Source organism: Agromyces molybdatiresistens (assembly GCF_052748445.2).
In genome coordinates this window covers 72708-85982 of the sequence record NZ_CM188258.1, presented here as the reverse complement: position 1 = coordinate 85982, position 13275 = coordinate 72708, and the positions used below count along the sequence as shown (strand labels likewise).

Here is a 13275-nt window from a genome sequence, read left to right as displayed (position 1 = left end):
ATCCGGTGGGCGGATGCCGCGCGCCGAGCATGCGGAACGGAAGGGCCGCGGATCTGCCGCGTCAGTGCGTCGCGCGCGCCAGGTAGACCGCCTCGGTGCGACTCGACGCCCCGAGCTTTCGGAGGATCGCCGACACGTGCACGCTGGCCGTCTTGCCGCTGATGTAGAGCCGCTCGCCGATCTGCCGGTTGCTGAGCCCCTCGGCGATGAGGTCGAGCACCTGCCGCTCGCGTGCCGTGAGCTCGGCGACCGCGTCGGCCGGATCGTCGGCGCCCGCGACGCCCGCGGCGCCCTGCTCGGTGTCGCGGTGGGTCGCCCCGTCGAGCGCGAGCCCCGCCTGCATCGCGACGCGCGCGGTGCGCGTCTGCACGGCCGTGACCCCGCCCTCGACCGCGCCGTCGAACGCCTCCTGCAGCGCATCGCGCGCAGCCGGTCGGTCGCCGGCATCGAGCAGCGCCTCGCCGAGCCGCAGGAGCGCGTAGGGGCGGAGGAACCTCGGCGCGGTGTCGGCCGTGGCCTGCTCGGCGGCGACCCGCCACGCGGCATCCGTCGGGGTCAGCTCGGCGTCGACGAACGCCTTCCAGAGCGGATGCGTCGGCCAGAACGAGAGCCGTTCGATGAGGGCCCGGATCTCGGGCTCCGCCGCGAGGATCTCGGCGGCCTCGGTCTCGGAGACCCGCGCCGGGTCGGCGCGCACCGCGGCGATGACGCGGGCCAGCGCCCACAGCAGCGGTTCGGCGTAACCGGCGAGCGGCAGGACCTTCTCGTGCAGCACGCTTCGCCCGTCGCGCCAGGCCTGAGCCAGGTCGCCGACGGCGAGCGCGATCTCGACCGCCACGCGGCCGACGGCGAGCCGGGTCTGCATCTCGACCTGCATGACGGGCGCCATGGCCGGGCGGACCTGACGGAACAGCGCGGCCGCATGCTCGGCGTCGCCTCGCCAGACCAGCGCCCAGAGCTTCGCCCGCTCCAGGTACGTGCGGACCGGGCCGGGCGGGTCGAGCGCGAGCGCACGCTCGATGAGCGCGTCGGCGCGCTCCCACTCGCCCAGCGCGAACAGCGGGTCGACCGCGTTCGAGGCGAGGATCACGCCCGAGCTGCGCTCGACGCCCTGCGCACGGGCACGTGCCAGGCCCTCCTCGGCGAGCCGGACCGCCTCGGGGAAGTCGCCGACGAGGAATCGGAGGTCGGACGCGTTCACCCAGTACCGCAGGAGGGCGGCGCCGTCTCCGTGGGCGAGCTCGCGCGAGCGCTCCATGTCGGCGAGCGCACGATCGACCTCGCCGCGCGACGCGCGGCTGACCGCGCTGATGTTCATCGCGACCGAGGCGTACCGATCGAACTCGAGCGAGCTCGCGAGCTCGTAGGCGGCGTCGGCCATCTCGACGGCCTCGTCGATGCGCGCCTCGATCATGAGGCGACCGGCGAGCCCGGTCATGACCGTCGCCCGAAGGTCGTCGGAGTCGTCGTCGGTGATCGCGGCGAGCGCCTCCTCGAGGATCTCGATCGACCCGCCCCGCCCGACGTTGGCGAGGTAGAGCGCCTTGTCGCGCAGCAGTCGCGGGTACTGCGGGTCGGTGCGGGGGCACTCGGCGAGCGCGAGCTTGACCATCGCGAGGCTGCGCTCGCCCTCGCCGGCGTGGCGGAGCTGCGATGCGGTGCGGCCCATGAGTTCGAGTTTGGTCATGCCGGCGATGTGCTCGGCGTCGGGCACCGTGTCCCACAGCTCGAGCGCGCGCTCGCCGAGCTGCGACGACGTCGCGTAGGCCACCGCTGCACGTGCCTCGCGCATCGCCTGGATCGTCGCGGGGAACGCGCGCACGGGGTCGCGCGCGCCGAGCCAGTGGTACGAGATCTCGGCCGCGAGCCGGCGGCGGCCGGCGGCGGCCTGGGCCTCGTAGGCCTCGGCGTATCGGGCGTGGAACCTCGCGCGCTCGCCGGGGAGCAGGTCGGCGAGGATCGCCTCTCGCACGAGCGCGTGGCGGAACGCGTAGTCGTCGCCGTCGATGACGAGCACGCCGTACGTGACCGCTTCGCGGGCCGCGGTCTCGAGCTCCTCGTCGCTGCGCCGGTACACCGCCGCGAGGAGGGCGTGCGGCACGCGCACACCGCCCGTGGAGAGCAGGCGCAGGAGCTCCTGCGCCTCGTCGGAGAGGCGCTCGTACCTGGCGAGCAGCAGGTCTCGCAGCGTCCCGGGCACGAATCCCTCGTCGCGGCAGCCGTCGATGCCGATCAGCTCCTCGACGAAGAACGGCACGCCGTCGCTGCGGCGGAACACGGTCTCGAGCACCCGGTCGCTCGGTGCCTCGTCGTCGATCAGGGTGCCGACCAGCGCGCGCACCTCGGTCTCGTTCAAGCGCTCGAGTTCGCGACGTTCGACCCAGCGGTCGCGCTCGGCCTCGGAGAGGAACAGACGCAGCGGATGGCCGCGTGTGACGTCGTCGGTGCGATAGGTCAGCAGCATGAGCAGTCGACTCGAGCCGAGCGAGCGCAGCAGGAAGCGCAGCAGCGCGAGGGTCGCTGCATCCGCCCAGTGCAGGTCCTCGATGACGAGGACGATCGGCAGCTCGCGCGAGAGCGTCTCGAGCAGCACCGCGACGGCCTCGTGCAGCTGCCCGCTGCCGGCACCGCCCGGCGTGACGACGATCTCGCCGGCGGTCACGGCGTCGGATGCAGCGAGCTCGGGAAGGAGGGCGATGAGCGCGGCCCGACCCGGGCCGACGGCCTCGAGCGTGCGTTCCGCGCCGACCTGCGCGACGAGCTGGCGGAGCGCGCCCTTCACGGGCGCGTAGGGCGCCGCGACGTCGCCCAGGTCGACGCACTGGCCGAGGATCAGCCGCACGTCGGGACCGAGGCCGGCGATGAACTCGGACATCAGGCGCGACTTGCCGATGCCGGCCTCGCCGCCGACGACGGCGGTCGCCGGCGTGCCCGCGCGCACGCCGTCGAGCAGGCCGTTGAGCCACTCGAGCTCGGCGTCGCGGGCGATCATCGTCGGGCTCGACGAAGAGCTGGTCACGTACACATCGTCCCACGCACCGACGACAACGGCGCCGGCCTCCTCGGGCCGGCGCCGTGCCGTGGTTCCCTCGTCTCCGGCGGCGTCGGGGGTCCGCTCCGCCGCACCGCCGCGCCGGATCGCGCTCACCGCGCGAACTGCGGCAGGTGGAAGCGTCGGTGCCCCGCGCGCCCGCGACGCGAGCCGCGCGTCGTCGCCGGACGCTCGGCCTCGCGCTCGGCCGCGGCCTGCGCGTAGGCGATCCGCTGCTCGGAGCCGAGCAGGTTCACCTCGTGCACCTGCTGTGCGACGAATCCTGCTGCGTAGTCCATGGTGTTCCTCCTGGTCTGGATGATGGATCGAGACTCCTCGCTGAGGTGGTCCCGGTTCATCGGGAGATCTCCCTATTTCCGTGACGCGGGATCCTGAGGTGGTCCTCAGGACCCCGATCGGTCGGATGCGGATGTCCGGGTCGCTCCGACCTCAGTGCGCCAGGGTGGGCATGCGGTGGTAGCCGTCCCTGCGGAACTGGATCACCGATGCGATCACGGCCCCCGCCGTGACGAGCCCGAGCACGAGCATCGCTGCGAACATCACGCACCTCCTTCCGTTCTGGTTCTCGTGGTCTCTTCCGGCTTCCCGCCCGGTGCGTGGCCCGGGCGATGACACGATGGTGCGCCCTGAGGTACCGGGCGATCATCGGGAGTTCGGCGTATCTCCGCCGACCGCCTCGCCCTGAGGCACCTCAGGCGGCCGGCTCGGACGCCTCGTCGAGCGTGCCCGGAGGCGACGCACGCGTCGCCAGCGCGAGCACCGAGTCCGGCACGGGCGTGCCCTCAGGGGTGAGCCCCGAGGCGATCGGCGCCCCCCAGCGCCGTTCGAGCGGCACGACGCCGGCCCAGGTCGCGTGGTCCTCGCCGTCGCCCTCCGATGGGCCGCCCGAGCGCTGCTTCATGACGACGTCGTCGAGCGCGAGCCGGAGCACCCGCGTGGCGGCGACCTCCTTGCGGCGCATGCCGCGCACCTCGGCCGACCGCCCCGGCATGAGCCGTTCGGAGAGCGCCAGCAACGCGGCATCCGCCTCGCCCTGGGGCACCTCCTCGAGCACGCCCTGCACCGTCGCGCTGCGGTAGTTCATCGAGCTGTCGAACAGCGATCGCGCGTAGACGAGGCCGTCGAGCGCCGTGACCGCGAACGCGACGGGGGTGCGAGCGGATGCCGCGCGGAGCGCGAATCCTCCCCCGGTCGAGCCGTGCAGGACGATGTGCTCGCCGACGCGCGCGTAGCCCATCGGGACGACGACCGGCACGCCGCCCGCGACCACCGCGAGGTGGCCGACGAGCTCGGAGTCGAGGAGCTCGTGCAGGGCGAAGCGGTCGACCGTCTCGCGGTCGGGCAGGCGGCGGATGCGACGGGGCGGGGCGGGCGGCAGGGCCTCGTCGACGGTGGGGTCGGTGCTGATCATGCGACCAGTCTGATGGCGACGCTGGTATGGTGAGCAGACCAGTTCCCGTAAATTCGGGCAGTCCAGTGGGGGATGCGATGGACGGACCGCTGCTCACCATCGACCGGGCCGACGACCGGCCGCTCGGCGTGCAGCTCGTCGAGGGCCTGCGCCGCGGCATCCTCTCCGGCCTGCTGCAGACCGGCGATCCGCTGCCGTCGACGCGGGCGCTCGCGGTCGAGCTGGGCGTGGCGCGCAGTTCGGTCGTCGCCGCGTACGACCAGCTCGCCGGCGAGGGCTACCTCGAGGTGCGGCAGGGCGCGCCGACCCGCGTCGCACGGCTCGCCGCACCGCCCGCGCCCGCCGCCTCCACGTCCGGCGCCTCCCCCGCCACTGCCGAGGGTCCGGTGAGGACGGTTGTTGCGGGTGTCGCGTCCTCCACACCCGCGACGACTGTCCAGACGGGAAGGGGCGCCCCGGAAGCGGGCGCCGCGGACGCGGGCGCTGCGGGCGGCGGGGCGGATGCCGCGGCCGTCGACCTGCGCCCGGGGCGCCCGTCGACCGCGCGGCTCGACGAACGGGCCTGGCGGGCGGCGTGGCGGGCGGCGGCGCGCGACGCCGTGCCCGACGACACCCCGCCCGACTTCGGCTCGCCACGGCTCCGCGCCGAGATCGCCGAGCATCTGCGCCACGCGCGCGGCGTGACCTGCCCGCCCGACGACATCGTCGTCACGGCGGGCACGAGCGATGCGGTCGCGCTGCTCGCCTCCGCACTCCGGATCGTCGTCGGCGGCAGGCCGCGCGTCGCCGTCGAGCACCCGGGCTATCCCTCCGCCCGGCGCGTGCTCGAGCGACGGGGCGCCCTCGAGACGGTGCCCGTGCCCGTCGATCGCGACGGCATCGAGGTCGCGGCGCTCCGCGCCATCCGGCCCGCCCCGCACGCCGTGCTCGTGACGCCGAGCCACCAGTACCCGCTCGGCGGCCGGCTGCCCGTCGCGACGCGGCTCGCGCTGCTCGAATGGGCCGAAGCATCCGGCGCCCTCGTCTTCGAGGACGACTACGACAGCGAGTTCCGCCACGTCGGGCCGCCGCTGCCGGCACTCGCGTCGCTCGACGGAGCGGGCCACGCCGTGCTCATCGGCAGCTTCTCGAAGGTGCTCACCCCGTGGCTGCGACTCGGCTACCTCGTGCTGCCGCCGAATCCGGCGCTCCGCGCGGCGGTGGCGGCAGTGCGCGACGACGAGACCTGCCCGGTGCCGGGCATCGCGCAGGCCGCCATGACCGAGCTGCTTGCGACCGGTGCCGTGCGGCGGCACATCGCCGCGGCGCGGCGCGACTACGCCCACCGGCGGACGCTCGTCGTCGACGCGCTCGACGGCATCGACGGCGCGCCGCTGTCCGGGCTCGACGGCGGTCTCCACGCGGTGGTCGGCCTGCCCTCGCACGCGGCGGCGGCGCGCGTCGTCGCGCGGCTCGCGGGGGTCGGCGTGCTCGTCGCGCCGCTGTCCGAGTACTCGGCGATCCCGGGCGAGGGCCCGTCGGGAATCGTGCTCGGGTACGCCTCGCCGCCGGACTCGCGGCTCGCCGGCGCGCTCGGGCGGGTCCGGCAGGCCGTGGACGAGGCACTGGGCCGGTGACCGGCGGGCCGGCTCATGCACGTCGGCGAGGCGTACCGCGCGCCGGCGCGCGCCCCGCGGCATCCGCTCGTCGCCCTTCCCTCCCGGCACCGGCTTCGCTAGCCTGACCTCGCCAGCGGTCCCGAACACCGCGGCGACTCGGGGGCGGAATGCGTCATCGGCGACCCGGAACACCTGCGGCCCTGCTCGCAGCCGGACTCCTCTCGACCTGCGGCGTGCTCACGCTGCTCGCCGGCTGCGCGCCCCCCGAGGTGATCGAGGCCGCACCCGTCACGGTCACCGCGACCGTCACCACGACCGCCACTGCCACCGTCACCGCCGAGCCGCCGGAGCCGGACGCCGCTCCGGCACCGGACCCCGTGCCGAACGCCCCGGCACCCGTCTACGAGTGGGGTCCGGCCGTCGACGACGGGCCGATCCCCGGCGCGAGCGGGACCCCCGAGCTCGACGGGAGCGGCGAGCCCGAGCGGTACTCGGTCGTCGAGGGCGACAGCTTCTTCGACATCGCGCAGCGCTTCAACCTGCCGCAGCAGCAGCTCCTGCGCATGAACCCGCAGATCCACGACTACGGCGAGACGGTCTACATCGGCCAGGTCGTCAACCTCGACTGGGAGAAGGTCGGCATCGGGTGACGAGGGTGCTGGCGACGGCCACGAGGCATCCGATCGCCCTCGGATCGCCGCGGGCGGATGCCGCGGCGCGACCGGGCGGCGTACCGTTGACGTCGTGCTGACTCCTCCGGTGACCGAGAAGCGACCGACCGAACGCACCCACCACGGCGACGTGGTGATCGACCACTACGAGTGGTTGCGCGACAAGGACGACCCGGCGGTCATCGCCCACCTCGAGGAGGAGAACGCCTACACCAAGGCGAGGACCAAGCACCTGTCGATCCTGCAGGAGCAGGTGTTCGAGGAGATCAAGGCCCGCACCAAGGAGACCGACCTCAGCGTGCCGACGCGCGAGGGCGACTGGTGGTACTACTCGCGGACGGTCGAGGGCCTGCAGTACGGCATCCACTGCCGGGTCCCCGCGCGTGCCGCCGACGACTGGGAGCCGCCGGCCATCCCCGAGGACGGCTCGCCGCTGCCCGGCGAGCAGGTGCTGCTCGACGACAACGTCGAGGCGAAGGGCCACGAGTTCTTCTCGCTCGGCAGCTTCGACGTGACCGCCGACGGGGCGACGCTGCTCTTCGGCGTCGACGTCGAGGGCGACGAGCGGTACACGATCCGGCTCCGCTCGCTCGACGGGTCGGGTCGGGAGTTCGACGACGAGATCCCCGGCACCGCCGCGGGCGCGCTGTTCGACCCGAGCGGCCGGTACGTGTTCTACACGACCGTCGACGACGCCTGGCGGCCCGACACGGTCTGGCGGCACGAGCTCGGGACGGCGGCCTCCGATGACGTGAAGGTCTTCCACGAGGCCGATGAGCGCTTCTGGCTCGGCGTCGGCCTCACCCGCAGTCGTCGATACCTCGTGCTCGAGGCCGGGTCGCACGTCACGAGCGAGACGTGGCTGCTCGACGCGGCCGACCCGACCGGCGAGTTCCGGGTCGTGTGGCCGCGCCGCGACGGGGTCGAGTACGACGTCGAGCACGTCGTCGCCGGAGGTCGCGACCGGCTGCTCGTCATCCACAACGAGGGCGACGCGGTGAACTTCGAGCTCGTGAGCGTCGCGGCCGACGACCCGCAGGGGCCGAGGCGGATGCTGCTCCCCCACGACCCTCGCATGCGCATCGAGGCCGCGCACGGCTTCCGCGACTTCGTCGCGCTCGAGTACCGCCGCGACGGCCTGCCGCGCGTGGCGATCGCCAGGGTGCCGCCGCAGGGCATCCCCGCCGACGCGACGGTCGACGACACCCTGCACGAGCTCGCCTTCGACGAGGAGCTCTTCTCCGCCGGCGTCGGCGCGAACCCCGACTGGGAGCAGTCGTCGCTGCGGATCGGGTACGGGAGCTTCGTCACGCCGTCCATGGTGATCGACGTCGACGTGGCATCCGGGACCCGCTCGGTTCGCAAGCAGCAGCCGGTGCTCGGCGACTACCGCCCCGAGCGGTACGCGCAGAAGCGCGAGTGGGCGACGGCACCGGACGGCACGAAGGTGCCGATCTCGATCGTCTACCGGCACGACCTCGTGACCCTCGGGGAGCCGGCGCCGACGCTGCTCTACGGCTACGGCTCGTACGAGCACGCGATCGACCCCGCGTTCGGGATCCCGCGGCTCTCGCTGCTCGACCGCGGCATGGTGTTCGCGATCGCGCACGTGCGCGGCGGAGGCGAGCTGGGCCGGCTCTGGTACGAGCACGGCAAGAAGCTGCACAAGAAGCACACCTTCACCGACTTCATCGCCGCGGCCGAGCACCTCGTCGACCGCGACATCACGACGCCCGACCACCTCGTGGCGCAGGGCGGATCGGCCGGCGGACTGCTCATGGGCGCGGTCGCGAACCTCGCGCCGCGGCTCTTCGCCGGGATCGTCGCCGAGGTGCCGTTCGTCGACCCGCTCACCTCGATCCTCGACCCGTCCCTGCCGCTCACGGTCATCGAGTGGGACGAGTGGGGCAACCCGCTCGACGATCCCGAGGTGTACGCCTACATGAAGTCGTACGCGCCGGTCGAGAACGTGCACGCGGTGGGCTACCCGCGGATCCTCGCGATCACGTCGCTGAACGACACGCGCGTGCTCTACGTCGAGCCGGCGAAATGGGTCGCTCGCCTGCGCGAGGTCGGCGCCGACCCGCTGCTGAAGATCGAGATGGCGGCGGGGCACGGCGGGGTTTCGGGCCGCTACGCGGCCTGGCGCGAGCGGGCGTTCGCGAACGCGTGGATCATCGACGCGGCGGGGGCGCACCCGAGCGGCGAGTAGCGGCATCCGCTCGCGCGGTGCGCACCGCCGCACCAGCCGGCCCCACCCGCTGGAGTGCGATTCCTGCGGTCGAGGGACGTTTCGAACGGCACTCCACCGCAGAGATCGCACTCGGCGGGGATGGACGGACGAGGCGGATGGCAGGATCTGCTCGATGCGGCGCCTGAACTGGGGTCGCGGATGTCGGAGGCCCGCTCCAGACTGGCCGTCATGTCGTTCGTCACCGAATTGAGTGAGCGGATGCCGCGGCTCGTGCACGCGCCCGGCACCCCCGAGTACGAGGCCGGCGCGCACGTGTTCGCCGGCCAGGGCACGCCCGATGCGGTCGTGCGTCCGACCTCCGCCGCCGAGGTCGCCGAGGCGGTGCGCGCCGCCGTCGCGGCCGGCGTGCCGATCACCGTCCGTGCGGGCGGTCACGGGTCCGATCCCGCAACGGCCGGGCTCGTGATCGACCTCTCAGGCCTCGCGGCGATCGAGCTCGCCGACGACGGGCTCGTCCGCATCGGCCCCGGCGCCCAATGGGGCGACGTCGCAGCGACCCTCGCCCCGCACGGCCTCGGCGTCACCTCGGGCGACACGCGCGACGTCGGCGTCGGCGGTCTCGCGCTCGGCGGCGGCATCGGCTGGCTGGTCCGCGCGCACGGGCTGACCATCGACATCCTCCGGGAGGTCGAGTTCGTCACCGCCTCGGGCGACGTGATCACGCTCGACTCGGAGCATCATCCCGACCTGTTCTGGGCGGTGCGCGGCGGCGGCGGCAACTTCGGCATCGCGACGCGCTTCACGTTCCAGGCCGCTCCGGTCGACGGACTCGTCGGCGGGCACGTCATGTTCGACCAGTCCGACACTCGCGCGGTCCTCGGCGCCTGGCGCGATGTCATGCGCGAGGGGCCCGACGAGCTGAACTCGACCCTCCTCGTGATGCCGCCGCTCATGCCCGAGATGCCCGCGGGGCCGCAGCTCCTGGTGGCCCTGCAGGGCTCCGAGGAGGAGCTCCGGCGCCTGCTCGAGCCGCTGCTGTCGCTTCCGTCGGTCACCGACATCGCGCTCGGGCCCGTCGACTATCCCGACCTGCTCGAAGACGGCCCGCCCGGCAAGCCGCCCTTCGAGATGGTCGGCGGCAACGGGTTCGTGCCCGACCTCTCCGACGCGGCGCTCGACGCGTTCATGTCGACGCTCGACCACGACCTGCCGACCATGCTGCTGCTCCGCGGGCTCGGCGGCGCGTTCTCGCGCGTCGCAGCCGATGCCACCGCGGTCGCGCAGCGCGACGGCGAGGCGCTCTTCGCAGTGAACCGGTTCGTGCCGGCCGGCGCAGGCCCCGACGAGTTCACCGCGGCCCACGACGGGGTCGCTGCGGCGATGGCGTTCACGAACGGCTGCTACTCGAACTTCACGCCCGAGTTCGGCGAGGACATCGTGACGGAGATCTACCCGCCCGACACACTCGCGCGCTTGCGCGCGATCAAGCGCGAGGTCGACCCCGACGACGTGTTCCGGCCGAGTCACCACATCACGCCGTAGCGCGGCGGCGTGCCGGGGAAGCGCCGCGGGCCGCGTGCATCGACCGCACCGCGCCCGCGGGGCCGGAAGGTCAACGGGCGCGCGTCGGCACCCCGGCGCCCGCATGCGGATGCACGTGCCGTGCGCGCAGCGCCTTGTCCGCGGCATCCACCGCGATGAGGATCGGCATCGAGGCGAGGGCGACCACCCATCCGGCGAGCGGCGGGTTCGCCTGGCCGAGGATCTCAGCGACGGTGGGCTGCAACAGCAGGGCGAGCGAGAACGCGAGCTCGACGAGCACGCCGACGACGAGCAGGCGGTTGCCGAACCATCCGAGGGCCCCAGGCCACTTCGTCGACGACCGGCAGGCGAACGCGTTCGCGGTCTGCGCGAGCACGACGGTCATGAAGGCCGCGCCCGACGCCGCCATGAGGTCGGGGCCGGTCGGGAACGCCTCGCCGGGGCGCCAGCCGAGCGCGACGAGCGAGACGACGAAGGCCGTCATCGTGAGCAGCGCCTCGAGCGGGCCGAGCACGCCGAAGGCGCGCCGCAGCACGGTGCCGTTCATCAGGCGGCCGCCGACGGGCGGCCCCTCCAGCAGGTGCTTCGCAGGCTTCTCGGCGCCGAGCGCGACCGCCGAGAGGGTGTCGGTGCCGAGGTCGAGCGCGATGATCTGCAGCACGCCCAGCGCGAGCGGGAACTGGCCGCCCGACAGCGCCCACACGACGAACGGCGTCAGCTCGGCCACGTTGTCGGTCAGGTGGTAGGTCAGGAAGCGGCGGATGTTCACGTACGTCGCCCGCCCCTGCTCGATCCCCGCGACGATGCCGGCGAAGGAGTCGTCGAGCAGCACCAGGTCGGCGGCCTCGCGCGCGACATCCGTACCGCCGAGGCCCATCGCGACGCCGATGTCGGCCTCGTGGAGCGCCGGGGCGTCGTTCACGCCGTCGCCCGTCATGGCGACGACGTGCCCTCGCGCGCGCAGGGCGCGGGCGATGCGCAGCTTGTCCTCGGGCGAGACGCGCGCGACGACCACGCCGTCGCGGTCGAGCACGGCCCCCAGGTGCTGGTCGTCGGCCGGCAGGTCGTCGCCGGAGAGCACGGGGGCGTCGGGCGTGCGCAACCCGACCTGGTCGGCGATGGCGCGCGCGGTGGCGGGGTGGTCGCCCGTGATCATGGCGACGCGGATTCCGGCCTGACGGCAGGCGGCGAGCGACGCCGTGATGTCGTCGCGAGGCGGGTCCTGCAGCGCGAGCAGGCCGATGAGCCGCAGGCCGGCTTCGGCCTCGAGCTGGGCGACGGGCGTCCGGCCGGCCCTGGGCGCCGAGGCCACCGCGATGACGCGCAGGCCGGCGGCCGTGAGCTCGTCGACGACGGATGCCGCGTCCGCGCCGGTCGCGCCCGCGACATCCGTGCACTGCGGCAGGACCGTGTCGGGCGCGCCCTTCACGATGATCTCGTCGGCCAGGACCACCGCCATGCGGCGAAGCTGCGAGTCGAACGGGAAGCGCAGTTCGGGCGGGCTCGCGCGCCGGTCGGCGTCGGTGTCGATGCCGAGGCGGCGGCCGAGCGCGTCGAATGCGGCCTCCATGGGGTCGCCGTGCGGACGCCAGGCACCGGCGACCTCCTCGGCGTAGCCCGTCGAGCAGCGCAGCGCGGCGAGCGCGAGCGCCCGCAGGGCCGGCCCGGCCTCCGGCGAGCTCGCCGTGAGCGTCGCCTCCGGGCCGTACCCGCCGCCGTCCACGACCAGCTCTCCGACGGGCGTCCAGGCACGGACGACGGTCATCTCGTTGCGCGTGAGCGTTCCGGTCTTGTCCGTGCAGATGAACGTCGTGGAGCCGAGCGTCTCGACGGCCTCGAGGTTGCGCACGAGGATCCGGCGGCGCGCCATCCGCTCCGACCCGAGGGCGAGGGAGAGCGTGACGGTCGGCAGCAGGGCCTCGGGCACGAGGGCGACCGTGACGCCGATCGCGAAGACGAAGGCGTCCTGCAGCGGGTTGCCGACGAGCGTCGAGATGATGAGGAAGAGCAGGCCGGCGCCGATCGCGATCGACGCCGTGAGTCGCACGACGCCGCGCAGTCCACGCGTCAGCGGGGTGTCGGGCGCCACGGTCGTCGTCATCCGGGCGATGCCGGCGAGCCGGGTGCGCGGCCCGGTCGCCGTGACCCGTGCCTGGGCGTCGCCTTCGACGACGAACGTGCCGGCGAAGAGCGCGCCGCCCGGCTCGACTCCCGCGGCGACGCTCTCGCCCGTGAGCATCGAGGTGTCGACGAGCAGGCGGTTCGCGGCGACGACCTCGGCGTCGGCCGGCACGCGGTCGCCGCTCTCGAGAAGGAGCACGTCGCCCTCGACGACGTCGACCGCGTCGACCTGCCGGCGGCGGCCGTCGCGTCGCACGGTCACGCGGGCGGGCAGCATCTCCTGCAGCCGGTCGGCGGCGCGATCGGCGCGGCCCTGCTGGATGACCGCGAAGACGGCGTTCACCACGATCACCGCGACGATCGCGATCGCGAGTTCGGGGAGGCCTGCCACGAACGCGAGCACGGCGGCGCCCCAGAGCAGCAGCGCGAAGAAGTGCGTGAGCTCGCCGACGAGCCGGCGCAGGATCGAGGGTCGCTTCGCCCCGGGCAGCGCGTTGGCGCCGTCGCGGGCGCGCCGCGCGGCGGCATCCGCACTCGTCAGGCCGGATGCCGCGGCCTCGACTGCGGGCTGCGGGTCCATGCGCGGCCAGCGTAGGGTGCCCGGTCTCCCCGGGACGGGACCGTGGTCCCCCACGTTCGCCGAAGGCGCGGCGGCCCCGTCCAGCGGCCGGCCGGGAGCCCGGCGA

General features: G+C 73.8%; 8 protein-coding genes. 4 read left to right on the top strand and 4 right to left on the bottom strand.

Translation table 11 applies throughout. The features are described 5' to 3' along the window. Positions 1-61: 61 nt before the first annotated feature. The 3 genes from ACULK2_RS00415 to ACULK2_RS00405 all read right to left on the bottom strand — a co-directional run bounded on the left by ACULK2_RS00415 (position 62) and on the right by ACULK2_RS00405 (position 4463). Positions 62-3019 (bottom strand): helix-turn-helix transcriptional regulator, encoded by a 2958-nt coding sequence (locus ACULK2_RS00415; RefSeq protein WP_445967704.1) that lies wholly within the window; start codon positions 3017-3019, stop codon positions 62-64. A 125-nt stretch (positions 3020-3144) separates the two neighbouring features. Then, the gene (locus ACULK2_RS00410) at positions 3145-3330 is read right to left on the bottom strand and encodes a hypothetical protein (protein ID WP_445967705.1); all 186 of its coding nucleotides are present in this window, start codon (positions 3328-3330) and stop codon (positions 3145-3147) included. 413 nt (positions 3331-3743) lie between these two features. Next, positions 3744-4463: a pyridoxamine 5'-phosphate oxidase family protein gene (locus ACULK2_RS00405; protein WP_445967706.1), complete on the bottom strand. Its 720-nt coding sequence runs from the start codon at positions 4461-4463 to the stop codon at positions 3744-3746. Between the two features lie 77 nt (positions 4464-4540). Between ACULK2_RS00405 and pdxR the strand changes: the two genes are divergently transcribed. The 4 genes from pdxR (at position 4541) to ACULK2_RS00385 (ending at position 10468) form a co-directional block, all read left to right on the top strand. After that, positions 4541-6079: a MocR-like pyridoxine biosynthesis transcription factor PdxR gene (pdxR, locus tag ACULK2_RS00400; RefSeq protein WP_445967707.1), complete on the top strand. Its 1539-nt coding sequence runs from the start codon at positions 4541-4543 to the stop codon at positions 6077-6079. A 149-nt stretch (positions 6080-6228) separates the two neighbouring features. Next, a complete protein-coding gene (locus ACULK2_RS00395; protein ID WP_445967708.1) occupies positions 6229-6711 on the top strand; it encodes a LysM peptidoglycan-binding domain-containing protein in 483 nt (160 codons plus the stop codon). Between the two features lie 94 nt (positions 6712-6805). Continuing rightward, the gene (locus ACULK2_RS00390) at positions 6806-8944 is read left to right on the top strand and encodes a S9 family peptidase (RefSeq protein ID WP_445967709.1); all 2139 of its coding nucleotides are present in this window, start codon (positions 6806-6808) and stop codon (positions 8942-8944) included. A gap of 210 nt (positions 8945-9154) precedes the next feature. Then, a complete protein-coding gene (locus ACULK2_RS00385) occupies positions 9155-10468 on the top strand; it encodes an FAD-binding oxidoreductase (protein WP_445967710.1) in 1314 nt (437 codons plus the stop codon). Positions 10469-10538: 70 nt separating this feature from the next. Here the strand turns inward: ACULK2_RS00385 and ACULK2_RS00380 are convergent, their stop codons facing one another. Then, positions 10539-13169: a cation-translocating P-type ATPase gene (locus ACULK2_RS00380; protein ID WP_445967711.1), complete on the bottom strand. Its 2631-nt coding sequence runs from the start codon at positions 13167-13169 to the stop codon at positions 10539-10541. Between the last annotated feature and the right edge of the window lie 106 nt (positions 13170-13275).